This is a genomic window from Inconstantimicrobium porci (genome assembly GCF_009696465.1).
Lineage (GTDB): Bacteria > Bacillota > Clostridia > Clostridiales > Clostridiaceae > Inconstantimicrobium > Inconstantimicrobium porci.
Window position 1 is genome coordinate 14,725 of sequence record NZ_VULX01000023.1, and the last position, 26,999, is coordinate 41,723.

23 protein-coding genes and 2 riboswitches are annotated in these 26,999 nt (G+C 32.4%); of the genes, 8 read left to right on the plus strand and 15 right to left on the minus strand.

The genetic code is table 11. The features are described from left to right. Positions 1-2 precede the first annotated feature (2 nt). Genes potA through FYJ33_RS12385 form a run of 4 tightly spaced genes read left to right on the plus strand, consistent with a single transcriptional unit; the run spans position 3 to position 3,714 of the window. A complete protein-coding gene (gene potA, locus FYJ33_RS12370; protein ID WP_154532033.1) occupies positions 3-1,052 on the plus strand; it encodes a spermidine/putrescine ABC transporter ATP-binding protein in 1,050 nt (349 codons plus the stop codon). 4 nt (positions 1,053-1,056) lie between these two features. Continuing rightward, a complete protein-coding gene (locus FYJ33_RS12375; RefSeq protein WP_154532034.1) occupies positions 1,057-1,884 on the plus strand; it encodes an ABC transporter permease in 828 nt (275 codons plus the stop codon). After that, positions 1,884-2,675: an ABC transporter permease gene (locus tag FYJ33_RS12380; protein WP_154532035.1), complete on the plus strand. Its 792-nt coding sequence runs from the start codon at positions 1,884-1,886 to the stop codon at positions 2,673-2,675. The genes FYJ33_RS12375 and FYJ33_RS12380 overlap by 1 nt, the downstream gene beginning before the upstream one ends. After that, complete coding sequence (locus FYJ33_RS12385) at positions 2,662-3,714, plus strand: ABC transporter substrate-binding protein (RefSeq protein ID WP_235900844.1); 1,053 nt, start codon at positions 2,662-2,664, stop codon at positions 3,712-3,714. Before FYJ33_RS12380 ends, FYJ33_RS12385 begins: the two co-directional genes overlap by 14 nt. 324 nt (positions 3,715-4,038) lie before the next feature. On the opposite strand, the gene ndk is transcribed toward FYJ33_RS12385, so the two are convergent. Both ndk and FYJ33_RS12395 read right to left on the minus strand, forming a co-directional pair. Beyond that, complete coding sequence (ndk, locus tag FYJ33_RS12390) at positions 4,039-4,455, minus strand: nucleoside-diphosphate kinase (RefSeq protein ID WP_154532037.1); 417 nt, start codon at positions 4,453-4,455, stop codon at positions 4,039-4,041. Positions 4,456-4,677: 222 nt separating this feature from the next. After that, positions 4,678-6,060 (minus strand): alanine/glycine:cation symporter family protein, encoded by a 1,383-nt coding sequence (locus FYJ33_RS12395; protein WP_154532038.1) that lies wholly within the window; start codon positions 6,058-6,060, stop codon positions 4,678-4,680. Between the two features lie 323 nt (positions 6,061-6,383). Next, positions 6,384-6,484: riboswitch (glycine riboswitch) on the minus strand. A gap of 268 nt (positions 6,485-6,752) precedes the next feature. Between FYJ33_RS12395 and FYJ33_RS12400 the strand changes: the two genes are divergently transcribed. The 3 genes from FYJ33_RS12400 (at position 6,753) to FYJ33_RS12410 (ending at position 9,862) form a co-directional block, all read left to right on the plus strand. Then, positions 6,753-8,096, plus strand: a complete 1,344-nt coding sequence (locus FYJ33_RS12400) for an MATE family efflux transporter (RefSeq protein WP_154532039.1) — start codon at positions 6,753-6,755, stop codon at positions 8,094-8,096. Positions 8,097-8,392: 296 nt separating this feature from the next. Beyond that, entirely contained in the window at positions 8,393-9,355 is a 963-nt protein-coding gene (gene dapF / locus FYJ33_RS12405) for a diaminopimelate epimerase (RefSeq protein ID WP_154532040.1), read from the plus strand. 150 nt (positions 9,356-9,505) lie between these two features. Beyond that, positions 9,506-9,862 carry a four helix bundle protein gene (locus FYJ33_RS12410; RefSeq protein ID WP_154532041.1) on the plus strand — a complete coding sequence of 119 codons (357 nt, stop codon included), beginning with the start codon at positions 9,506-9,508 and terminating at the stop codon, positions 9,860-9,862. Between the two features lie 260 nt (positions 9,863-10,122). On the opposite strand, the gene FYJ33_RS12415 is transcribed toward FYJ33_RS12410, so the two are convergent. From FYJ33_RS12415 to FYJ33_RS12475, 13 genes are all read right to left on the minus strand, one after another. Then, entirely contained in the window at positions 10,123-10,692 is a 570-nt protein-coding gene (locus FYJ33_RS12415) for a DUF3867 family protein (protein WP_154532042.1), read from the minus strand. 139 nt (positions 10,693-10,831) lie between these two features. Further along, positions 10,832-11,335, minus strand: coding sequence for a GNAT family N-acetyltransferase (locus tag FYJ33_RS12420; RefSeq protein ID WP_328598699.1), 504 nt, complete (start codon positions 11,333-11,335; stop codon positions 10,832-10,834). After that, entirely contained in the window at positions 11,332-12,531 is a 1,200-nt protein-coding gene (locus FYJ33_RS12425; protein WP_154532043.1) for an aspartate kinase, read from the minus strand. Before FYJ33_RS12425 ends, FYJ33_RS12420 begins: the two co-directional genes overlap by 4 nt. 346 nt (positions 12,532-12,877) lie before the next feature. Beyond that, a riboswitch (Lysine riboswitch) is annotated at positions 12,878-13,080 on the minus strand. 321 nt (positions 13,081-13,401) lie between these two features. Then, on the minus strand, positions 13,402-14,100 hold the full coding sequence (locus tag FYJ33_RS12430) for an ABC transporter ATP-binding protein (RefSeq protein ID WP_154532044.1): 699 nt from the start codon (positions 14,098-14,100) through the stop codon (positions 13,402-13,404). Further along, positions 14,093-14,875: an ABC transporter ATP-binding protein gene (locus FYJ33_RS12435; RefSeq protein ID WP_154532045.1), complete on the minus strand. Its 783-nt coding sequence runs from the start codon at positions 14,873-14,875 to the stop codon at positions 14,093-14,095. Before FYJ33_RS12435 ends, FYJ33_RS12430 begins: the two co-directional genes overlap by 8 nt. A 289-nt stretch (positions 14,876-15,164) precedes the next feature. Then, positions 15,165-16,115 carry a branched-chain amino acid ABC transporter permease gene (locus tag FYJ33_RS12440; RefSeq protein ID WP_154532046.1) on the minus strand — a complete coding sequence of 317 codons (951 nt, stop codon included), beginning with the start codon at positions 16,113-16,115 and terminating at the stop codon, positions 15,165-15,167. 2 nt (positions 16,116-16,117) lie between these two features. After that, positions 16,118-16,993, minus strand: coding sequence for a branched-chain amino acid ABC transporter permease (locus FYJ33_RS12445; RefSeq protein ID WP_328598698.1), 876 nt, complete (start codon positions 16,991-16,993; stop codon positions 16,118-16,120). Between the two features lie 63 nt (positions 16,994-17,056). Then, entirely contained in the window at positions 17,057-18,202 is a 1,146-nt protein-coding gene (locus tag FYJ33_RS12450; RefSeq protein WP_154532048.1) for an ABC transporter substrate-binding protein, read from the minus strand. A gap of 229 nt (positions 18,203-18,431) precedes the next feature. Then, positions 18,432-18,896 (minus strand): hypothetical protein, encoded by a 465-nt coding sequence (locus FYJ33_RS12455; protein ID WP_154532049.1) that lies wholly within the window; start codon positions 18,894-18,896, stop codon positions 18,432-18,434. Positions 18,897-18,901: 5 nt separating this feature from the next. Next, a complete protein-coding gene (locus tag FYJ33_RS12460) occupies positions 18,902-20,128 on the minus strand; it encodes a S8 family serine peptidase (protein WP_154532050.1) in 1,227 nt (408 codons plus the stop codon). Between the two features lie 416 nt (positions 20,129-20,544). Further along, the gene (locus FYJ33_RS12465) at positions 20,545-22,023 is read right to left on the minus strand and encodes an APC family permease (protein WP_154532051.1); all 1,479 of its coding nucleotides are present in this window, start codon (positions 22,021-22,023) and stop codon (positions 20,545-20,547) included. 43 nt (positions 22,024-22,066) lie between these two features. Then, the gene (locus FYJ33_RS12470; protein ID WP_154532052.1) at positions 22,067-23,824 is read right to left on the minus strand and encodes an NTP transferase domain-containing protein; all 1,758 of its coding nucleotides are present in this window, start codon (positions 23,822-23,824) and stop codon (positions 22,067-22,069) included. A 17-nt stretch (positions 23,825-23,841) separates the two neighbouring features. Then, a complete protein-coding gene (locus FYJ33_RS12475) occupies positions 23,842-24,756 on the minus strand; it encodes an NTP transferase domain-containing protein (protein WP_154532053.1) in 915 nt (304 codons plus the stop codon). 350 nt (positions 24,757-25,106) lie between these two features. Between FYJ33_RS12475 and FYJ33_RS12480 the strand changes: the two genes are divergently transcribed. After that, positions 25,107-26,591, plus strand: a complete 1,485-nt coding sequence (locus FYJ33_RS12480) for a nucleotide sugar dehydrogenase (RefSeq protein ID WP_154532054.1) — start codon at positions 25,107-25,109, stop codon at positions 26,589-26,591. The last annotated feature ends 408 nt before the right edge of the window (positions 26,592-26,999 follow it).

The window sequence follows — 26,999 nt, forward strand, 5'->3', positions numbered from 1 at the left end:
AATTGAACGAAAATATTATTGAACTAAAAAATGTAAGCAAGTCTTATGGCTCTAATGTAGTTTTAGACGATCTTACGCTATGCATTAAAAGGAATGAGTTTTTAACTCTTCTTGGACCTAGTGGTTGTGGTAAAACAACAACACTAAAAATAATAGGTGGATTTGAGACTGCAGATAATGGAGAAGTTTTATTTGATGACAGTAATATATCACAACTTCCTCCATACATGCGCCAGATTAATACCGTATTCCAAAAATATGCTCTTTTCCCTCATATGAATGTTTATGATAATATAGCTTTTGGTTTAAAAATAAAAAAGCTTTCTAAATCAGAAATAGACAAAAAGGTTAAAGATGCATTAAAGCTTATATCTCTAGAAGGTTTTGAAAAAAGATATATAGATTCTTTAAGTGGAGGTCAACAGCAGAGAGTTGCTATAGCAAGAGCTATAGTTAATGAACCAAAGGTACTACTTCTTGATGAGCCACTTGGTGCACTAGATTCAAAACTTAGAAAAGACATGCAACTTGAACTTAAGAAAATCCAGCAGCAGCTTAAAATTACATTTGTATTTGTTACTCATGATCAAGAGGAAGCACTTACAATGTCTGATACCATTGTTGTTATGAATAACGGTAAAATCCAACAGATGGGTACTCCTGAAGATATATATAATGAACCAGCAAATGCCTTTGTTGCAAACTTCATAGGTGAAAGTAACATCATTGACGGAATAATGCATGATGATTTTAAAGTTGAATTCTGCAACCACAAATTTGAATGTGTTGATAAAGGGTTCAATAAAGATGAGGAAATACAGGTTGTTATAAGACCTGAGGATATAAAAATAGTTGATCCTGAAAAAGGAATGCTTAAAGGAATTGTAAAATCTGTAGTATTCAAAGGTGTACATTATGAAATAGAACTTGAGGAAACTGAAAATAATAAGAAATGGCTGCTTCATAATACAAAATCAGCAGAAGTAGGCTCAACAATAGGTATGGATATATATCCTGATGATATTCATATAATGAGAAAAGTGAGTGAGTAAAGATATGAAAAAAAGACCTTCAATCGCTTATCCTTATTTGATATGGAGCATAATATTTATTGTTTTTCCTTTGTTCATAGTTCTATATTACAGTTTTACAAGTAAAGTTAACGGAGTCACTGTTTTTTCATTAGAAAATTATAAGACTTTATTCAGCGTTGACTATATAAAGGTATTTTATCGTTCACTAAAACTTGCTTTTTTATCTACTATTTTATGTTTGCTTTTAGGATACCCTATCGCATATATAATCTCAAAGATGAAAACAAAAAAGAGAAATATTTATATACTTTTATTTATACTTCCAATGTGGATGAATTTCCTTTTAAGAACATATTCTTGGATGGCTATCCTTGGAAAGAACGGATTTGTACAAAGATTCCTTAATCTAATAGGAATAACTGGCGTGAATCTTTTATATACTGATTTCGCCGTAATGCTTGGTATGATTTATAACTTCCTTCCATTTATGGTACTTCCAATATACACAAGTTTAATAAATACAGATAACGACCTAGTTAATGCTGCTTATGATTTAGGAGCAAACAAGATGCAGGTTTTCTGCAAAGTAGTTTTTCCACTTAGTCTTCCTGGTGTAATGTCAGGAATAACTATGGTATTTATGCCTGCAGTATCAACTTTCGTTATTTCTCGTCTTCTTGGTGGCGGACAATACATGCTGCTTGGAAACCTGATTGAACAACAGTTCACAACAGCAGGAAATTGGAACTTCGGCTCTGCAATTTCAATTTTTATGATGATATTAATTTTAATATCAATGGCTATAATGTCGAAATTAGATAATAATAATGAAGAAGGAGGTAAAAATTAATGTTTAAAAAAGCTGGAATAAAACTATATACACTTTTAATATTTTTATTCTTATACGCACCAATATTTGCATTGATTTTATTTTCCTTTAATGATTCAAAATCAATGGGTGTATGGAAAGGGTTCACTTTAAAATGGTATATAAGTTTATTTAACAATAAAAGAATTCTTACTGCACTTTACTATACAGTTTTTATAGCTCTATCATCTGCAGTTATATCAACAGTAATAGGTACAATAAGCTCAATTGGTATTTTCAAAATGAAAAAGAACTTAAGAAACATTACACTTAACATTACGAATATACCAGTGCTTAATCCTGATATAGTTACAGGAATTGCACTTATGAGTCTTTTTGGATTTATAAATTTAAAGCTTGGTCTTACTTCACTACTATTAGCACATATAACATTTGGAGTTCCGTATGTTATACTTTCAGTACTTCCAAAGCTTAGACAGCTGCCAAATAATCTAGAAGAAGCGGCATTAGACTTAGGTGCTACACCAAGTTATGCACTTAGAAAAATTATATTTCCACTTATAAAGCCAGGCATTGCTTCTGGTTTTCTAATGGCCTTTACAATGTCTATTGATGACTTCGTAATCAGCTTCTTTACTGCAGGTCCAGGAGTAACCAATCTATCAATAGAAGTCTACTCTATGGCAAAAAGGGGAATAAAACCAGAGATAAATGCATTATCTACATTAATGTTTTTAGTAGTACTTATATTACTATTAATAATAAATAAAAAGGGTTCAAATGAAGGAGGAAATCAACTTGAAATTTACTAAAAAAATCACTTTACTTTTACTTGTTCCAATTATATTGATATCAATGTTAACAGGCTGTTCAAAATCAAATTCAGAAAAAACTGTACTGCATTTATTCAATGCCGGCGACTATATTGATGAAGAGCTTTTAACTAAATTTAAAAAAGAAACTGGCATAGAAGTTTCAATGGATATCTTTGAAACAAATGAAATGATGTATCAAAAAGTTAAAAGCGGAGATGCTGGTTATGATTTAATCATACCATCTGATTACATGATTGAAAAAATGACAAAAGAAGGTCTACTTCAAAAGATAGACTTCAGTAAAGTTCCAAATTACAAGAACATAGATGATAAATACAAAAACTTATCTTATGATCCTAAAAATGAGTATTCAGTACCATATTTCTGGGGAACATTAGGTATAATGTATAATAAAAATCTTGTAAAAGAGCCAGTAACAAGCTGGAATATACTATGGGATGAAAAATATAAGGGAAAAATCTTAATGTTAGACTCTGTACGTGATTCAATGGCTGTAGCTTTAGCTGATCTTGGATATTCAATAAATACAACTAACACAGACGAACTTAACAAGGCAAAAGATCTTCTTATCAAACAAAGACCTCTTGTTAAAGCTTACGTAGGCGATGAGGTTAAGGAACTTATGGTAAGAGAAGAAGCTGCTCTTGCACTTATGTATTCAGGAGACTACCTTACTGTAAAAGGCGAAAACGAAAATCTTGAATACTGTATTCCTGAAGAAGGAACTAACAAATGGTTTGACGCTATGGTTATACCGAAATCTGCAAAAAACAAAGAAGCTGCTGAAAAGTTCATAAACTTCATGCTAGATCCAGAAAATGCAAAGCAAAATGCAGATGCAGTAACTTATGCTACTCCTAACAAAGAAGCAATGAATCTTCTTGAAGATAATATAAAGAATAATAAATTAGCTTATCCAGATAAATCAATTCTTGATAAATGCGAAGTATTCAAAGACCTTGGAGAAGACATAAAGAAATACGATGATGTATGGTTCCAAGTAAAGTCTAAGTAAAAAAGGATGACTAAAGGACGAATTTGCATTGTACCATTTTTTAAATTAGCCTGTATATCTTTTGTTTTCAACGCTTTACAGCATTTAAAATTTATCTTTTTCAATGCAATTTCCTATACATTAAAAAGTTCCCGATAGCTTGAATGCTGTCGGGAACTTTTTTGATTCAGAATGCAGAATTTTGGATAAAACTCCCCTAAGGGAGTTTCGATATTTCTTCTCAAAAAATAAAAGAGCCCTCTTCTTTATAGGCTCTTCTATGTTATACCCATCTCTTCTTTAAGACGACTACACTATCTTATATTTAAATATATTCCTAAAAGCTTATTTTAGCTCTGGAAACCAATGTGCAATTTCTCTTTCAGCACTTACTGGGCAGTCTGATGCATGCACTGAATTTTCAGTTCCATTAAGTGCAAATCTATTTCTGATTGTTCCTTCGGCTGCTTTTGCAGGATCAGATTTACCATTTAATGCTCTTATCCTTTCTATCGCATCTTCTCCTTCAAGCACCATCGCAATAAGCTCTGAACTTGTTATAGTCCTAATCAGATTTTCAAAGAAACTCTTTCCTTTATGTTCTGCATAATGTTCTTCTGCAAATTCTCTGTCTAATTTCATCATTTTCATAGCAACAATCTTTAATCCGTTATCTTCATATACAGAAATAATTGTACCTGCAATCTCTCTCCTAACTGCATCAGGTTTTATTAATACCAAACTTCTTTGTTTATCAGCCATAAGACTTACCTCCATAATAAATAATTACTTATTCTTTATAAATATATTCCGACTTTTGTAAATATTTACAATTTTCTGAATATTCAAAAAATAATTATTTCTATTTTATACTGCATACTATCTATTATTAATATAAAATCAAATTTTATACATAATAAATAGTATGCCTGTTTTTCATCAATTTTATATTATGGTTAGGTATAAGTCAATATATATTACTTATTATTGCATTTGTGCAATATTATATTCCTCTTCCATATCATTTAAGTAAAGATTCGTCTCATATGCTATCACTTTCCTAAGACCGATTATACCTATAAGATTTGGTATAGCCATTAAACCATTCACTATATCTGCAATAATAAATACTGTTTCAAGAGGTAGAAATGCCCCAACAGCAACAAGCATAATATATACTATTTTATAAGGCTTAATATATTTTACTCCACCAAGATATTCAGTACATCTCTCGCCATAATAGTTCCATCCTAATATAGTCGTAAAAGCAAAGAACATCAAACCGACATTTACTATTATTCCTCCAATATTATTAAATGGTAGTCCTTGATTAAAGGCAACAGTTGTAAGTGCTGGACCCTCATAAGCTGCATGCCATGTGTTTGTAATAACAAGTACTAACCCTGTCATTGTACATACAACCATTGTATCTAGGAATGTTCCAGTCATTGCAATAAGCCCTTGCCTTGCAGGACTATTTGTCTTTGCAGCTGCAGCTGCTATAGGTGCACTTCCAAGTCCAGCTTCGTTTGAGAAAACACCTCTTCCTACTCCTCTCTGTATAGATAGCATTACAGTTATACCTAGCGATCCACCAAGAGCAGCCTTTGGATTAAATGCACTATAAACTATAAGCTTTATAGCTGGAAAAAGCTGATTAATATTAAGTACTATTATTGTGATAACAGCTAACACATATCCAACAGTCATAAATGGTACTACTTTTTCAGCAACCTTCGATATCCTTTTTACTCCTCCAAGTGTTATAAGTGCAACAAGTATTGTAACTACTGCAGCAGTTACATATATAGGTACATTAAAAGCAGCTTTAGCACCTGCAGATATTGAATTTACCTGCGTAAATGTACCTATTCCAAAGAATGCAACACCCACTCCACATACTGCAAACATATTTGCTAAAAATTTATTATTTAATCCCCTGCTTAAATAATACATAGGTCCTCCAGACATCTGACCATTTTCATCTGTAACTCTGTATTTTACTGCTAACAATCCCTCAGCATATTTCGTAGCCATGCCAAAAAATGCAGCTAGCCACATCCAGAACAGAGCACCAGGTCCCCCTGCCTTCAAGGCAGTAGCAACACCAACGATATTACCAGTTCCAATTGTAGCTGAAAGTGCTGTACATAATGCAGCAAAAGGAGTTACATCTCCTTCACAGTCATCTTTTTCATTTTCTTTATTACCGCTAAATACAAGCTTTAATGCAAGTGGCAACTTCCTTATCTGTAAAAACTTTAATCTGAATGTGAGATATGCACCTGTTCCTACCAATAAAATCAAAAGTGGTGGTCCCCATAGAAATGAATCAATTGAATTTAATAAGTTTGTGATTTGTTCCATAAATAAAAAATCCTCCTTTAAAAATAACTTTTAAGGAGGGATCAGTACGATATACATTTTCTGATAAAACCAGATAAAGATATTAGAATGTATAATTTATATTGTATAATGTATAATTCAGGATGAAATTAGCTTCACTGCGCCGGCTAATTTCTTATTCTTAATGGAGGACACCTCCAAACCTCTGAATTACTAATTCAAAGAGATTTAAAGAGGAACTTGTCCTCTTTTTGGAACTCCCTAAGGAGTTCAATCCATAATTATACATTATACATCATACATTAAACCCTATCTCTAGTGCTTCTATCCAAAGTTGTAGTTGTACTTAATCCCCTGTCCTCTTTACCTGAGAGTTTCAACATGAATTTTCACATCTTGCTCCTTCGGTGCTCACAATTATATGAGTCTCTCCAAGGGCTCGTCCAATAACGGTCTTCATCAAAATACGACACCTGAAAGATTAACCTCTTCGGCGGGCCTAACACAGCCACTCTCCCGTTACCTTCAACCGATAACCTTATTAACTTGTTAAAAATTATTATACTCCTTCATATTATGCATTTCAATGATTTTAAGATTAAATTTGATATTCTATTAATCTTTATGCTATAATATATATCAGCATAAAGCAGATGGGCGGCTAACAACCCATCTGCTTTTTCTTTTTGTATTTTACAACTAAGGAGGAATATATGACTTCAAATAAAAATAAAAACTTCTATAAAATAATACTTACACTTGCTGTACCTATTATTATTCAAAATCTTATTACATCGTCACTTAACCTTGTTGATAATGTAATGATAGGAACTTTAGGAGAAAATGAAATAGCTGCTGTTGGTCTTGCAAATCAATACTTTTTTATATTTATGATGAGCATGACTGGTATAACTGGCGGAACAAGCATTTTTCTTTCCCAGTACTATGGTAAAAAAGATACTAAAAGTATAAAAAATTTCATGGGTATAACTTTTGTTATCGGTACAATTGTAGCTTCTGCTTTTGCCATTTTAGCATTCTTTACACCTGTCTTTGTAATGAAAATATTCACAAAGGATACTACAGTAATTAATCTTGGTGTATCATACCTGAGAATTGTTTCACTAAGCTACATATTTACAATTGTAACCCTTACTTTTTCAACAGCACTTAGAAGTACTGGACAGGCTTCATTGCCTATGGCAGGCAGCATTATTGGTATTTTATCAAACGCAGGTTTTAACTACATATTCATCTTTGGTAAACTTGGCTTACCAGCAATGGGTGTAAGAGGTGCTGCACTTGGAACAACTTTTTCAAGGCTTCTTGAAATGCTGTTTGTAGTAACAATTATATACGCTAAGAATTATTCAGTTAAGTGTAAACTTAATGAGCTCCTATTCACAAAGCATCAATTTAAAAATTTTATGAAAACAGCAACTCCAGTTATATTCAACGATATAATGTGGTCTCTTGGAATAAGCGCTTACTCAATTGCTTATGCAAAAGTTGGAACAAATGCTCTGGCATCAATGCAGATTGCTATAACTATCAACAACTTGTTTAACATATTCGGTACAGGATTAGCTGCAGCCACTGCAATCATAATCGGCAATAAAATTGGTGAATCAAAAAAAGATCTTGCTATAGAATACACACATAAGATTTCAAAGATATCTGTTGCTCTTGGTATCATAATAGGATTAACTCTTATTTTAACTTCACCACTAATAGTAAAATTATTTAACATAACTTGCGAAACTAAAGCAATTACTCTCACAGTACTTAAAATTATGGCTATCATAACACCACTTAGATTCTTTAATATAACAATGATAATTGGTGCATTCAGAGGCGGTGGAGATGTAAACTATGCTATATTTACTGAACTGATCTGTGTATGGGGAATAGCTGTGCCATTATCATTCATAGGTGCTACAATACTACACCTGAATATAATCTGGGTTTACATGCTTGTATGCTTCGAGGAAATAGTGAAACTATTCTTTGAAATACCAAGGTTTAAATCTAATAGATGGATCAAAGAAGTTATTTAGTTAATGTATAATTCAGGACAAAATTCATGAGACCAGCGCTCATGAATTTTTATCTTTAATGGAGGACACCTCCAAACCTCTGAATTACTAATCCAAAGAGTTTAAAAAAGGAACTTGACCTCTTATAAGCAGGCATTCCAAATCTTTATTTTGGTATGTTCGCTTATGCCTTGGCTGGAATTCCTTTAATGGGATTTCAATCCTAAATTATACATTATACTTTATACATTTTAAATTTATTCATAGTATAGTATAATAACTGTATACGAAATAGAAATTATATTGGGGGTATACATATGAGAATAAAAATCAGAAAATGTCACGGAAGTGGCAATGACTTTGTATTAATAGATGAAATCACTAATAAATATACTTTCTCAGAAGAAGAAAGAGCTAAGATTTCTGCCAGTCTTAGCAACAGAGAAACTGGTATTGGATCTGATGGAGTATTATTTCTTCAAAACAGTGATAAATGCGATGCAAGAATGAGAATGTTCAACACTGATGGATCAGAAGCTGAAATGTGTGGCAATGGACTTAGATGTATAGGTAGATATGCTATGGAGCTTCTAGGAAAGGATAAAATTACTCTTCAGACTATGAAGGCTGAATATCAAACCGTAAAAGCACCTGAACTATATGAAAATGTACCAACTATTCAGATATGGCTTAACTCAGTTAACCTTAATACTAAATCACTGCCAATGGTTTATGACAAAGAACACTGCTTCTTTGAAACAGTACCTGCAGTTGATGAAAATCTTAAGATTACAGCTGTAAGCATGACTAACCCACATATAGTTACTTTCATTGATAAGCTTGATAATACAGAAATAACAAGGCTTGGCGAAAAAGTAAACAACCTTAAATCAGTCTTTCCTGAAGGTGTAAACTTTAACTTTGTAAAAGAAATCAATGAAGACAGCATCTATGTAAGAACATATGAAAGAGGATGTGCTATTACAAAATCATGTGGAACAGGCATGACAGCATCATCAGTTGCTTTCTGCTTAAAACACCCAGACCATTATGGAAAAGATATAAATATCTACAATGATGGCGGAATGATCAAAATCAACGTATCAAGAAATAATGATAAGTACGAAAACAAATTTACAGGCAACGCTTCATACGTATTTGATGCAGATCTCACACTTGATGAAAACTACAAACTTGTTAATATCGACAACAGAAAAGAGTTCACAGATGAAATAGAAGCATACGATAAATTCTTCCAAGCAAGTAGAGAGGCAATTTAGAATTTAAATTTTAAAATTTAGAATTAAGGAATCTTCTCTTCGTTTCTCTCAGGGAAGCAACTTATTTTTATTAAAAAGTTCCATTTACATGGAACTTTTTTGTTTATTATCTTCTGAAATGTTAATACTTATAAAATACGGAGGATAATTATGAAAGATAACTTAGTTTATAAAAAATCATATACATTTTCAACTGAAATAGTCAACCTTTATAAAAAGATGACTACTATTGATAAGGAATTTGTTCTATCAAAACAGCTTGTACGCTCAGGAACAAGCATATGTGCAAATATAACTGAAGCTGTTAATAGTGCCAGCAGAGCCGAATTTATCTTTAAGCTTAATATTTCCTTAAAAGAGGCAAAAGAAACTGAATACTGGATTAATCTTCTTAAAGATACTAATTATATAACAAACCAGGAATCATACAAACTTTTAGCAAGCTGTACTGAGTTATGTAGAATTCTCTCAAGCATAATTCACACATGCAACAATTCTACTAAATAAAAAAGGGTGAAAGACATATTAAAAAATGATGTTTTTGAATGCAATTTCCTTTACTTTAAAAAAAGCACTCACTGGAACTAGTCTTCCAATGAGTACCCTTATAAATCAAAGAAATTCATCTAGAATTTCTTCCTTCAATTTTAAATTCTAAATCTTAAATTTTAAATCAAACCACGTTTTGCACTATACACTAAGCTTTATTCCTGTTCTCTGTTCGTTATTCACTTATTGTAATTTTAAATTCATAATTAAATGATAAATTAATAATTATAGTGTGTTGCGTTTTCGTAGATGCTTACATTTAGTGTCTTGTCTTGAACGACTTTCTTATATGAACAAAGAAACTCGTTTAGTTCCATATCATTTAAATCTATCTTCCCTTCACTGATAAGTCTTACGTTTTCTGATTGCATTTCTACTATCAAATTATTTTTGTCATTCTTTATTACATATGAAGAATACATCTTATCTTCAATTTTATTATTGTACTTTTCTTTAAAGCTCATTGTTTTTCTTGTTTCTTCATATGACATGTTTATACTTTGGTCGATTTGTGAAGGATTTATACCCATTGATTTAAGCTGGTCTTCCATGTACTGTGTGTCAAACCCATATCTCTTAAGCATCTCTTTCTGAATGTTTAGGAATTTTTCTTGTGAAATATTATTTTTTTCCATATACTCTGTAATACTTTTAGAAAGCTCTCCCATTGAGATTTCTCCTCTTGAAAGAGAATCATAAAGACTAAAAATATAACTTTCAAATTTATCTATATCTTTATCTCTAACCTTGTTTTTTACTTCATTAAAATTTATAACTCCATCACTCATATGAAAAACCTCCTTAATCCTTTTATAAAATAAAAAGTTTCATTTCTTATCCTTAGTAGATATGATCTAAAGTTCAACTAAATATCCATGTGGTTTCATAATAAGATTATATGTTTATTTTCTATTATTATAACATATATTATATTTCCTTCTCATAACATACTAAATCAAGCAGTCTCCCAAATTTCTCACCTACATTTTTAAAATGAGCACACTTTATGTAATCATTTTTTTCAAACAACTTGATACTTGCCATATTTTCACCACATATAAGAGAAACAAGTGTACATATGCCAGCTTTTTTTGCTCGCTCTTCAATAAATCTAACAGCTCTGCTTCCAATTCCTCTTCCATCATATCCTTCTGATAAATACACTGTGACTTCCGCAGACCTATCAAATGCCTGTCTGCTCTTCCATTTATTAAAAAGCACATATCCACATACTTCTTTATCAACAATTATAGCATAACTTTCGTAAGGTGCATCTATGTTTACAATTTTTTTAAAATTAGATCTTGATACTGCTCCAATATGGTACGTTACAGTAGTATTTTCTACATAATAATTATAAATTTCATGAAGCTTATCTATATGTTCTTCTTCAATTCTTTTAAATTCTATATCAAATTTTCTCCTGATTATAAATTAAACTCCTTTGCTGCCATATGAAGTGCTTTAACCTTGTCTTCCTGTTTAATCGCACATGTGATTCTGATTTCTGACGTAGTTATCATCTTCACATCGATTTCAGCATCGTTAAATATCCTAAATAATTTAGCTGCAACTCCTGATGTAGATTTCATTCCTATACCCACAAGAGAGAACTTAGTTATATTCTCATCAATAGTTATACTCTTTTCGCTGACATAATCCTTTACTATTAACATCGCATCCTTAAATTCACCCTTTGGAACTGTAAATGAAACGTTCACCATTCCGTTTATTGGAGTAGTCTGTGAAATCATATCAATGTTGATTTTCTTCTCACCTATTTTTTCGAACAACTCACATAGTATATTTATATCAGAATTAAGATTCTTTATTGTTATTGCTACGTCATCATCACTTGTTGCTATTCCTGTTACTGGTTTACTTTCTAAATTCATATTTTTAATCCCCCTAATTACTGTACCCTTAATATCACTACAACTTAATCCTACATATACCTCTATGCCATATTTTTCAGCAAGTTCCACACTTCTTGAATTCATTACCTGTGCTCCAAGACTTGCAAGTTCAAGCATTTCTTCATAGTCAATAACATCAAGCTTCTTTGCATCCTTATACTTTCTTGGATCGCAGCTGTAAATACCATCAACATCAGTATAAATCTCACATTTTCCGTTAAGCTTTACAGCAAGAGCTACTGCTGAAGTATCAGAGCCGCCTCTTCCTAGTGTCGTAATATCGCATTCCTCATTAATGCCCTGGAATCCTGCAACTACAACAATTTTTCCTTCTTCAAGACTTTCCTTGACTCTTGTTACATCAATATCTTCAATTAATGATTTTCCATGACCACCACTTGTTTTAATCTGAATCTGATAAGCTGTATAGCTTACTGCATCATAACCCTTATTAATAAGTGCCATGCTAAGAAGAGATGCCGATACCATTTCACCTGTAGAGAGAAGCACGTCCATTTCTCTCTTATTAGGATTGCTGCTTACTGCTGAAGATAATTTAATAAGATCATCAGTTGTATCACCCATAGCAGATACTACAACTACAACATCCTTTCCCTCATTTTTCTTCTTAATAAGTGTGTCAGCCACCTTTAAAATCTTTTCAGGTGTAGCGACAGAGCTCCCCCCATATTTTTGTACAATTACATCCATTTTTATATCAACCCCCACAATTTATTTATTTTTTATTGCTTATTTTTTCTTTAATATCCTGGATAAACTGGTATTTATATAAGATTAGAGATATGAGAGAAGAGATTAGAGAATTAGATGAAATTTATTCGCTAGCTCATAAATTTCTTAACTATATTGGAGGTTTCACCTCCAAACCTCCTGTGGGATTGCTAACGCAATTCCACTTTTTTAATACTTAAATTCCTCTTTTTCGAAACTCCAGAAAGGAGTTTCATCCTTTTCTCTACTCTCTTCGTTCTTATCTCTTATCTAGATATAAAAATAGCAGCCAAGGTACACTCAGCTGCTTAAATTGCAAAATCCGTGTCCTTGTAGCTCTCCACTTTAATTATGATTACTTAAGCAATACATAACAACTATTAGTGACAGCCTTACATATCTTATACGCAAAGCCAGAAAAAAACTCACGCCTGAATTTTTTCTTCGGCCACGACTCCTTTCTTTATACATCAAACGCCTGCAAGCTTTGTATAAATACTATTAGTCCACGGCACCTCTACCCTAGGAAATATTTATTTTTGTATATAATAACACATTTTTCCTTAAATTTCAACCAGCACAAAAATAATTTTGATTTCAGAAAGCAGAATGATGAATCAAGGAAATTTCTCTTCGACTACGCTCAGAGAAATTATAGTTAATAACATGTTTACTTTATTATTGTTGCGGCAATAATTCAAATAAATATATGGAGGTGTAATATGTCAGAAAACATACTTAAAACTAAGTCTTATGCTTTCTCATTAATTCATCATTCTTCATTCTGCTTTCTTAACTTATTAAGACATAATTCTTTTATATCTGTGCTCTTGACCTTTGACATTGTGCTTATCCTAAATATGCTTTTTTGACGTCTTCGTTTTGTTTTATATCTTCTGCTGCTCCTGAATTTACAATCTGTCCTGTTTCTATAACGTATGCCCTGTCTGCTATTGATAGTGCCATATTTGCGTTTTGCTCTACCAATAGTATTGTTGTGCCGCTTTTATTGATTTCTTTGATTGTTGAGAAAATTTGTCTTACTACGATTGGAGCAAGTCCCATTGATGGTTCATCAAGCAGAAGCAGCTTAGGTCTGCTCATCAGTGCCCTACCTATTGCAAGCATCTGCTGCTCTCCTCCTGAAAGTGTGCCTGCATCCTGTTTTCTTCTTTCTTTTAGTCTTGGAAATTTCTCAAATACTTTTTCAAAATCACTTTTAACATCTTTGTCTTTTCTTGTATATGCTCCAAGCTCAAGGTTTTCCATAACAGTTAATTCCGAAAAAATTCTCCTTCCTTCTGGAACATGTCCAATGCCTGCGTATACAAGTTTATGTGGCTGAGCATTAGTAATATCCTTTCCCTCAAATTCTATAGTACCACTTTTGCATGGAATAATACCTGATATAGCTTTAAGAGTGCTTGTCTTTCCAGCACCATTAGACCCTATAAGGGTCACTATCTCCCCCTCTCTTATTTCAATATTTATACTTTTAAGCGCATGAATTGCACCATAATACACATTAAGATTTTTTATTTTAAGCATAGATAGCAGCCTCCTCTTCGCCACAATCTCCAAGGTAAGCTTCTATAACCTTAGAGTTATTCTTCACTTCATCTGGTGTACCTTCAGCTATTTTCTTTCCATAATCAAGTACTGCTATCCTATCGCATACATTCATAACAAGCTTCATATCATGTTCAATAAGCAGAATTGAAACATCAAACTTATCTCGAATCCAACAGATAAGCTCTGACAGATTTTTGGTTTCCTGCGGATTCATCCCAGCAGCAGGTTCATCAAGAAGCAGGAGTTTTGGCTCTGCCGCAAGTGCCCTTGCTATCTCAACCATTCTCTGTTTACCATATGGAAGATTCTCAGCATATTCGTACGCATCATCGTAAAGATTAAATGCTTTTAAAATTTCCAGAGACGTTTCTTCAATCTCTTTTTCTGCTCTTCTGTATCTATGACTTTTTATTACAGCATCAAAAAGATTATATCCTATGCTGTAACTATATGAAATTTTTATATTATCAAGAACAGTAAGACTTCCAAAAAGCCTTATATTCTGAAATGTCCTTGCTATCTTATTCTTAGTTACCAAATATGGCTTCATCATCGAAATATCTTTTTTATTAAATTCTATTACACCAGATGTAGGATGATGCAAACCTGTAATAGCATTAAAAACAGTAGTCTTGCCAGCACCATTAGGTCCTATAAGACCGATGATTTCATTATCATTTATACTAAGATTAAATTTATCAACAGCCCTAAGTCCACCAAACTCAATAGTTAAATCCTTAATATCTAACATACAAATCTCCTCCATACAATAATATATTAATTCAGCATAAACACTCTTATAAATTAAGAAATATGAAAGCAGAATGATGAGTGAAAGATGAAATTTATTCGCTACGCTTATAAATTTCCAAATTATAATGGAGGGTCACCCTCCAAACTACTTATGAAATTGCTGAACGCAATTCCATATATAGACTCATAATAATCAATTAAAGAGTTATTAAGAGGAATTCGTCCTCTTATATCGAAACTCCCTCAAGGAGTTTCATCCTTAATTCATCGTTCTTCATTCTGCTTTCTTAGTTTTGTATCTGCTTTTTCTTCTTAAATAAATTTATTATTGGTTTTAATGAAATTTCTTTTGTTCCAAGCAGTCCTGCTGGTCTGAAAATCATTAAAACAATAAGTATAAGTGGGTATACTATAAGTCTGAAATCCTGCAATGCTCTTAACGACTCTGGCAGGAATGTAAGGATTGATGCTGAAATTACTGATCCTGATATAGATCCCATACCTCCGACTACTACAAATATTACTATATCTATCGACTTCATGAAATTGAAGCTCTTTGGATCTATAAAGTTTACATACTGTGAGTAAAGTCCTCCTGCAATACCTGCTATTACTCCAGCAATAACAAAGGCTAAAATTTTATATTTTCTTGTATCAATACCCATAGCCTCTGATGCTATTTCGTTTTCCTTAATTGAAATCATTGCCCTGCCCTGTGCTGAATGGACAATATTTCGTATCACTATAATTACTAAGACCATCATGAAAAAGGCTATAGCAAAATTAGTTTTAACTGGTATGCCTGTCATTCCTCTTGGTCCACCAAGATAATCAATGTTTGTAATGATAATTCTTATAATTTCGCAAAAACCAAGTGTGGTTATGGCAAAATAGTCGCCAGTAAGCTTAAGTGTTGGAATTCCTATAAGCAAAGCTGCTGCACCTGCCAGAAGCCCTGCAGCTAATAAGTTAACTACAAAAGGCATTTGAAATTTTGTAGCAAGTAATGCTGCTGTGTAAGCACCTATTGCCATAAATCCTGAATGTCCAAGACAAAGCTGCCCAGTAAATCCAGTAATAAGATTTAATGAAACTGCAAGAATTACATTAATGCATGAAAGAATTATTATTCTCTTATAATAATTGCTTATAACTCTTTCTTTCATAAGAATATCCAGTACAAAATAAACAGCAATAACTACTGCAATACATATGATAGATTTATAATACTTTTTCATAATCACACCTTCTCTACTGTTTTTCTGCCAAGTAATCCTGATGGTTTAATGATCAGAATAATTATTAGAATTCCAAATGCTATGGCATCTGATAATCTTGTTGAGATGTATGCTTTAGTAAGTGTTTCAGCTATTCCCATAAACAAACCACCAAAAAGAGCACCTGGAATACTTCCTATACCTCCAAGAACTGCTGCAACAAATGCTTTTATTCCTGGCATCATGCCCATATATGGTTCAATTGTTATCCATGATAAAGCTACAAGTACACCTGCTGCTCCTGCAAGAGCTGAGCCTAAAGCAAAGGTAAGTGAAATTGTATTATCTACATTGATACCCATAAGTGATGCTGCTTCCATATCAAATGATGCTGCTCTCATGGCCTTGCCACTTTTTGTTTTGTTTACTATAAAAGTTAAAAGTATAACTAGAACAACTGAAACAGCAAATGTAAGAAGCTGTATTGTAGATATTTGTAAAGGTCCTATAAATATCTTTTTGTTATTAATAAGCTGAGGGAAAGTCTTTGGTGACGCTCCTACAATAAACCTTGTACCATTTTCAAGGAAAAGTGATACACCAATTGCAGTAATAAGAAGAGCTATCTTTGGTGACTTTCTCAGCGGCTTATAGGCTATTTTTTCTACAAGAATTCCAATAACCATAGAACCTAGCATTGCAATAATAAGTGTTGGAAAGAATGAAAGATTCAATCTTATTGCTACATAAAAACCAATAAATGCTCCTAGCATATAAATATCTCCATGTGCAAAATTAATCAGCTTTATAATTCCATAAACCATGGTGTAGCCAAGAGCTATAAGTGCATAAATACTACCTAGAGAAAGACCATTAATAATTTGTTGTAAAAACTCCACCGAAAAAACCCCCTTATAATTATCAATTAGCAATGTTCAATTCTCAATTTTATATCAAATGAATTATTTTGCTTCAACCTTTTTAGCTAATACTGTTTTGCCGTTTTCAACTTTGATGATTGATGAACCTTTAACTGCATTTCTTTCATTATTAAAGCTTATCTCACCAGTAACGCCATCTAACTTAATAGTTTTTAATGCATCTTTAATTTTTTCACCATCATCGCTGTCTGCTTTCTTTATAGCATTTGCTAGCATGTTAAGTCCATCATAGCCAAGTGCTGCAAACGCATCTGGATCTTTGCTATATGTCTTCTTGTAATCATCAACAAAAGTTTTAACTGCTGAATCTTTATCTCCTGCGAAATAGTGATTTACATAATAAGAGCCATTGACAGCGTCTCCACCTATCTTTGTAAGCTCTGTTGATTCCCAACCGTCAACTCCTAAGAATGTTGAATCTATACCAAGATCTCTTGCCTGCTTTGCTATAAGGCCTGTTACATTGTAGTAATCTGGAAGAAGTATAACATCTGGCTTATCTCCCTTTATTTTTGTAAGCTGTGCATTGAAGTCTTTGTCATTATCGTTGTAAGTTAAAAATTGAGCTACTTTTCCTCCTTTTTTCTCATACTCAGCTTTAAAAGCATCTGCTACGCCTTTTGAATAATCTGAACCCACGTTATAAAGCACAGCTGCTTTCTTCTTCTTTAAATCATCTACTGCAAAATCTGCCATAGTAACTCCCTGATAAGAATCAAGGAAACATACTCTGAATGTATATTCTCCTCCAACTGATGTAACATTTGGTGCTGTAGCTGTTGGTGTAAGTAATGGAATCTTGTTCTGAGTAGCATTTGGAACAACTGCTAAAGTTGCACCAGAAGTAATTGGTCCTAAAACTGCTGTTACTTTTTCATTATCATATAATGTATTAAATGCATTAACTGATTTTGTCTGATCAGCCTCATCATCTTCAACAACAAGCTTTACCTTCTTACCATTAATACCACCTTTATCATTAATTTCTTTTACTGCAAGTTCAGCTCCCTCCTTAGCAGAAACACCATAAGTTGATACTGCGCCAGTTACAGGAGTAATCATTCCTATTTTTATTTCACTCCCTGAATTGCCTGTCTTATTACAAGCCATAAACATACTTGATGCTAAAACGAGACCTAATACCCCACAAATAAGTCTTTTTTTCATGAATATTCCCCCTTAATTTCTATTTTATAGCAATTAATAATTTATTGTATAATAACACTATTTTATGATTAATTCAATAGTTTATTAATTATTTTGTTAATAAAATTAACTTTTTGCTTTTTGTTTATTAATATATTCATATTTTGATAATGTGCTACAAAAAAGAAGCTATCGCATATTACAGATTTACAAACCACAAATCTATGCGATAGCTTCTATCTATCTTTCTTTAGCTGCTGCTTCTAGTTGAACCATTACCCTGTGATGATGACTGTCCTGGATTATTGGGTTGTCCTGGATTAGTTGGTCCATTAGGATCATCTTTTGCCTGTTTCTTTAAATCATCAATAGTCTTCATAGCTTTAACAAGAACATCATAATTTTCAACAAGTGCTTTCTGATCGTCTGTAAGTTTATCATATGCTGCTCTTGCTTTATTTACAGCTTCTTCATCCTTCAAAGTTATTGGATCTGGAAGTGATGATATCATATCTGTTACTGCTTTAGCAGCCTTTTTATCATTATCCTTCTTCACAAGGTCATTAAGAACCTGTTCATCAGAAGCAAGTTTATCATAATTATATACAAGTGATTTCTCTGAATCAGTAAGCGCACCATATGCATCAAGTGCAGCATTAATTTTATCCTTATCATCTAATGAGACTGCTGATGGTTCTGGAAGATTATCAATCATCTTTATTACTGCAAGTGCAGTACTTTCAGCATCACTTGATGGACTAATATAAACTGAAGATGTTGAAGATGGACCACAGACACTTCCACTGTGAATTTTGATAACTTTTTGCAGTTATCAAAAACTGAAATTCCAAAACTATCTGCCTTAAGTTCTTTTATAATGCTGTGACCTGAAATATCTGTATAAGCTATAGATTTCCCGCCAGCAATTATATTCTTTGGTGCATAAGAATTTATGCTTGCAACTGAAAGAGAACTGTCATAACTTGAAGGCGAACCTATAATACCTGTATCAGGATTAGTTGACAGAGGCATATCTCCTGCAGTTGAACTGTATGAAGAACTAAAAGCATTACCTGCTGAAACAACAAGATTTATACCATTATTTGATACTGAATTATAAATCCTACTTATTAAGCTATCACTCTCTTCACTTTCAAATCCTCCACTTGAACCAAGACTCATATTAATAACATCTGCTCCAAGTATTACTGAATCATTAAGTGCTGCAAGTATATCTACAGTCTGAGCACCACCAGATTTATCTGAAAACACCTTCATTATCATAAGCTGGGCATCTGGTGCTACACCAGTAAGCTTGTCATCGTTACCAGCAATTATGCCAGCAACATGTGTACCATGATCATTACCATATTTCGTTACTGAAGCTTCAGTAGGCATTACCTCCTCATCAACATCAGCATAATCGAATGTATAGGGAACTTTTGCACTTTTAAAGACTGTATCAACATCACATGAAGTTTCCTGATATGCAATAGTGTCGCTAAATACATTTGATATTGTTTCTTTTGTCATAGAATAGTAAGCTGGAGATTTCTTAAAGGCAGAATGTTTATAATCAAGACCTGTATCGATTACAGCTACTTTCATACCCGAACCTTTAAAATCAGATTTATTGTTGTCCTTTTTAGAATCTGCAGTAGTTTTTGAATTTTCCTCTACTGCTTTTGTTAAAACTGTATTTTCATTATTTTTTTCTGTACTATTAGTAAAATAAGTTGGAGAATCACTCTTCATCTGTACAACAACCCATACCTCCCTTTCAGGATCCATGGCTTTCCCCTTAGTGTTGTAGCTTTCTTTAAGATCACCCTTAGTCTTTTCCTCAAGGATCTCTTTTGAAAAATTCTTTGTGACATCGGTTATCTTCATTTTTTCTGCATTCTGCATCTTTGCATCCCCAATAGTATATGCATGTACAGATTTCACATTAAGACCACCTAATAAGTCAGTTGCAGTAAAAAAATGAAAGTAACACTGCCAAGCTTCTTTTCATTTTTTTCACTATAAATAATCCCCCTTTTCTTTTTAATACTTACTGCATAAAAAATATATTAGTATATTGTGCAAAAAACATGCTGAGACTACGAATATTTATCCGTTATTTAGTTATATTTTGTTATATTTATGCATGTTTTTCTATATACTACAGCTTTTGCACTAAAAAGTAAATATATTATTACATAAATTATATCTTCTTCTTTAATTTTATATTTACAAAAAAAGCCTAAAAACGCATTATGTAACGTTTTTAGACTTTCTTAATACACATATTAAATTTTATTCCAGTTCCATTGATTGTCCCAAATAATTAATCATGCTTATTTATTATTTTATATATAAATTTATATTAGTGGCACAAGATATATTAAAAGCGCTATCAAGGAAACTATGATTGTTCCTATCTTCCACACTCTATACTCTTTGTCCATTTTTTCTTTTTCCTGTTTACTAGGTTCTTCAATGACTCCTATCTCTTCTTCAATACTTATAAGTTCGTAATCATCGTTTCTTGTAAAGACAAACCAGTACATAACACATAGCACGCATATTACAGCAGCTGTGATTAATGCTGTCTTATCAGCAAAAATCAGCATAAATGCATAAAGAACTATTGTAACAAAGCAACCAAGCTTACCTAATGGAGCTTTATATGGTCTTATCATATCTGGCAGCTTCTTTTGAAGTCCAAGATAAGACAAGCATCCAATCATATAACATACTGCAAGAGAAATCAAAGATACTGATGCAATATAATTTATTGATCCCGTTGCAATCAATATAATATTAATTATACCGACTAATATTACTGCAATATGAGGAGTTTTATATTTAGGATGAACTCTACCTAAGAATGATGGTAATGCTCCATCTTCTGCCATTGTATAAATATAACGTGCTGGTGCTGCAATACCTGGATTAATTGTAGATAAATCCCCACCAAAAGCAATTCCTATACAAAGCAGAATTATAGGGAATCCTATAAGTCCTGCAGCTTTTAAACCTTCAGCATATGGCGCATCTGCAACTGCTAAAATACCATAGAACTTATGAGGTACTAAGCCAACTAAGAACCATTGAAATAATGCATTTAAAGCAAATACAAGGAATACAGATATCTTCAGTGCTCTTGGAAGAGTGTACTGAGGATATTTTGTTTCTGCTCCCATAGATACGCAAGTTTCAAAACCTGTATAGCACCACCATACAAGACCGAATATATACATCATTTCATTAAATGGTGGTAATGAGTTCATTGCAATACCTCCAAAGTACTCCATATGTACCTTGGGAATCATATATAAGAACCAGCTTATTGCACAAGCCCAGAAGAAGAATATAAATGCTGTCTGTGCTTTTCCAGACTGTTCTATTCCTTTAAAGTTTAATAATAAGAAAATCACTACAAGAACAATTGCAATAACTCTTGAATCTAACCATGTAATATCAAGACCACACTGTTGAAGCAGAATCTTGAAGTAATTTGCAAAAGCTAAAGTTTCACCAGCACCAATTGCTACTACAGAAATTATATAATGCCAGCCAGCAAGATTAGCCCATACACGGTTAAGTCCTCTTTTTGCATAGTTATAAGTTCCACCTGCACATGGAAGTGCAGCAGACATCTCCCCATAAATAAGGCAAGGCCATACCGATATTAATAAAGCTAAAAATGTCAAACCAATAATCCAAGACCCTACAAGCCCAATTTGAGCTGACCCACATGTAAAGAGACCAACTCCAACAACTGTTCCGATTGTCATACTAATTGCTTCTTTTAATCCAAGCACTCTGACAAGCTGATTGTTTTCTGTATTCTCCATAATTTTTCCACCCTTTATAATATTAGATATTCTTGTATAAAAATCAATCTGTCAAATAATCTACATACTTCTTCGCCATTTCATACCAATTGAATAGTGCTTCCCCCATAATCGCACCACATGATTCACGGTAAAGTGCCCATACGAACCAGTAATAAGCAATAATGGCTGTATAGGCCATAAAGTGGAACTCACGTTCCTTGCTATACGTATCTCCTAGATATTCCTTAATGAATTTACATGCATCATCAAAATCATACATTGCATCAACAATGTAGTAGCCCACATCAATTCCTGGATCAGAATATCCTGAATATTCCCAGTCAATAAGTATTACTTCACCGTCATCTTTTATCATCCAATTAGGCTTATAAGTATCACCATGGCAGAAACATTTTTCTACACCGTCACCTAGAGTTTTCTTATAAAGATTACCGATCTTTTCTTTTAGACTCTCAAAATTCTTAAAACATGTTGGATCCTTCTTAAGTAGCAGGTTCTCCATATCAAGTGCATCTTCCCATGGCTTCATACCATAATCAACACTAACAGGTGCTTTATGCAATTGTCTTAAAACATTTAGAATTTTTTTTGAATCCTCGAAATCAGCATAATCAGGTTCACGGAAGCTATGAATAAACTTTGAAATCTTCCATCCTTCATTAACATCCATATAGATATAAGTCGGATCTATGCCAACTTCTTTTGCTAATTCTAATGATCTTTTTTCATGTCTTCTGTTAATAATGCTTTCAGTTCCATCACCTGGATGTCTGTAAATATAATCAACATCCTTTATTTTAAATATAAATGAAGTATTAGTCATACCTTCACTTACATTTCTGAAATCAACAATATCCTCCTCATCACAGCGGAAAACAAGTTTAATATTTCTGATAATTTCACTATGAGTGTGACCTACATACTGACTATCGAATTCTCTAAGCTGCTCAAAATAATCAAATTCAAATATTGAATCCTCAGTATACTCCTTTAAGTACATTGCAGGTAGCTTTGATAAATTATCCGCAACCAACATCTCCCAGAATGCTTCATTATAAATACCAACTTCTCTATCTGCTTCAGCAAGTTCTATAAAATGATCTGAAAAATCTTTCTGCCAGAATGAATGGCCCATAACTATCTGCCCCTGGTCACAGCCCTTTTTCATATTAACAATTCTGTTTTCTTCATCAGACTCAACATACATTTCATTTGTTTTCTTATAAACATTATATCCTGCATAGAATGTCTGATACTCAAACTGGTTGAATGGATTCTCCACAAAGTAGTTATCACATGAACATAAATATGTATTGTGAAGTTCATTTCTAGCAAGATATACACTTTCAATATTATTCTTAATATTGTAAGATGAATTAAATATAAACTTAACATGATATTTTTCCTTTAAGAAGAAAAACATCTCCTGCTTGTAACCAAGAACAACAGTTATATCTGTTATACCAGCTTCTATTAGTTGATTTATCTGTCTCTCAATAAGCTTTTCACCTTTTACCTCATAAAGTCCTTTAGGCTGCTCTAAAGACAATGGAATAAATCTAGTTGAAGGTCCAGCTGCAAGGATTACGGCATTCTGCACTCTATAAGGTTCAAGTGCCTTAAGTCCCTTATCTGTAAGCTTTCTAGACTTTTCATCAATATATCCGTTAGCCACAAGATTTTCAAAGTCTTTAACTGACTTTAATGACTGATTTAAAAAAGTATCTATTGAAACCTTCTGTCTGCCTTTTTCGATGTTATAAATATTATTAAGAATATAAAATTCTTTTTTATTCATAATTCTTTTCCTCTCATTTAGTTAGGATAATTTTTATAAGCAGGGTCTAGAAGAACAAGCTCATAAAAATTATCAATTTCTATAATATCAGATTTTTTGCACTGTCTGATTTCAACATTGTACTTCTCTTTACGTAAATTAAGCGGAATGAACTCCCAGAAAATATCCTTACCATCTTCAGCTGCATAACATTCTGCAAGGTCTCTTCTAAGCTTTGCACTATCTTCTTTATTCCAGTATGAAATTCCGTAAGCATTGAAGCAGTACTTACCACCTTTTTTATAATTAACAGCATGGCCATCTTGTAATTCAAAGCACCAGTCATCTGTTTCAAGTGAATATGAACCAAGATAATTGCTAGTATACTGATACTTACAGATAATCTCTGGATTAGAAACCATTAAATCTGCTTCACAGATATAACATTCATCAATCTTATCAAGTACTGCCATAGTTGAAGAAATGTTATTTGTCTTGTCATAAACATCATTATCTACAAGCTTAATAAATGGATACTTTTCAAGCAGCTCATCCATCTTTTCTTTCTTATATCCACGTACTAAAGTAATATCTTTAATATCACAAGCTACAAGTGCATCTATAACAGTATCTACAATTCTTCTACCATTCACCTTAACAAGAGGCTTTGGTGTATCAAGAGTAACTGGCACCATTCTAGAACCAAAACCAGCAGCAAGAATAACTGCTCTCTTTACACGATATGGTTCTAATGCTTCAAGGCCTCTTTTAGTGATTTCTAATTTATTTCCTTCCTTTTCAATCATTTCATTCTGTATTAAATAATCAAGAGAGTTGCTTATTTCTGTTCCTGATATATTCAAAGTATCAGAAAGCATTCTATGTGTATATTCCTGTAATTTATTCTTTTCTATAAAAGCAAGTAATTCAAATTGATAACGAGTAATATTCATCTTTTAATCTCCTTCTATCTATGTATATAACATGATATATTCCATTCTAAACTTAATTTCATAAAATGCATACTATTTCCTAAATATACTATAAGATTAGTGTGATATATTGTCAAATAAATTTCAAATAGACTAATATTCATAATGGCAATTATTATTTTATACACCATAGCTTATTTCAGAAAAAAGCAAATGCTTTCCAAGCCAATAATGTTACTAAGAATAACAAAAACATCGGTACACAGTTAGAAATATTGCATTTGTATCAATTAGGCTGTATAATAATAACATATGCTATTATTTAAAATAACATTTATTATTGTTTTTATTAGAAAGGGTTGATAATACTTATGAAAAAACTGTCTCTATCTTTACTTGCAAACAAAATTATAGATACAAGAAAAGAAAAGAACATTACCCAACAAGACTTAGCTAACCTTACTGGGATTAATCGAGCCATGATCAGCCGTATTGAATCTCTTGATTATATACCATCTATCCCACAGTTAGAAAAGTTAGGTGAAGTACTTAATTTTGAACCTTCAGATTTATTCATAAACGAAATCAAAAACAACACAAACAACGAATACTTACATTATAATATAGCAGTTGCTGGTACAGGATATGTTGGCTTATCAATAGCAACTTTATTGTCTCAACATAATCATGTTACTGCCGTAGACATCATTCCAGAAAAAGTTCAAATGATTAATGATAGAAAATCTCCTATTCAAGATGATTACATAGAAAAATACTTGGCTGAGAAAGATTTAGATCTTACTGCAACTTTAGATGGTGAAGCTGCATATAGGGATGCTGATTTTGTAGTTATTGCTGCACCAACAAACTATGACAGCCAGAAAAACTATTTTGATACTTCTGCCGTAGAAGCAGTTATAGAATTAGTTATGAAAGTAAATCCAGATGCTATCATGGTTATCAAATCAACTATTCCAGTTGGATACACAGAAAACGTACGTAAAAAATATAATACAAAAAATATTATATTCAGTCCAGAATTCTTAAGAGAATCAAAAGCACTATATGATAACTTATATCCAAGTCGTATCATTGTATCTACTGATGAAAATGACGAGAGACTTGTTAAAGCTTCTCAAACATTTGCAACTCTTCTTCAGCAAGGTGCAATTAAAGAAAACATAGATACTTTATTTATGGGATTTACAGAAGCTGAAGCAGTAAAACTTTTCGCAAATACTTATCTTGCATTACGTGTATCTTATTTTAATGAATTAGATACATATTCTGAAATGAAAGGATTAGATACTAGCGCAATAATAAATGGAGTATGTCTTGATCCAAGAATTGGAACTCATTACAATAATCCAAGCTTTGGCTATGGTGGATACTGCCTGCCAAAAGATACAAAACAGCTACTAGCCAACTACAATGATGTACCTCAGAATATGATGAGTGCAATAGTAGAAAGTAATCGTACTAGAAAAGATTTCATAGCAGATAGAGTATTAAATCTAGCAGGTTACTACGATTATAATGATCACGGAAATTATAATCCAGAACAAGAAAGAGAATGTATAATTGGAGTTTATCGTTTAACCATGAAGAGCCACTCAGATAACTTCCGTCATAGTAGTATTCAAGGAGTTATGAAGCGTATAAAGGCTAAAGGAGCTAAAGTTATCATCTATGAACCAGCATTAGAAAATGGAACTACTTTCTTTGGTAGCAAAGTTGTAAATAACTTAGATGAATTTAAGAAAAAATCTCAAGCTATTATTGCTAATAGATACAATAGCTGTTTAGATGATGTAGAAGAAAAAGTCTATACAAGAGATTTATTTAGAAGAGATTAATTTTATGCAGGCTTGTCAATATTATGGCAGCCTGCTTCTTTTTTGTTTATAATAAATGGTCCCACATTATCATGTAGAACCATTATTTATTTAAATCATTTATAATAATTAAGTTATACTATCTCTTAAGGAAACTGAATAGTCCCTTTTTCTTTTTTTCTATCTTTCTTCCTGTAAATTCAATTTCCTTATTATCAAGAAGTTTTTCTGAAGACTAATTGTATAATGAAATTGAACCAATAAAAAATCCATAGTGATTACCCGTGTTATAATTAAGTTGTGAAACCAAAATAACAAGGAGGATAATCACTATGAATTACCCAAATCATAACACAGAATCACGTAAAAATAAACACTTGAATTTCAAAGAGCGCATGACTATAGAAATACGCCTTGCAGACGGTTGCT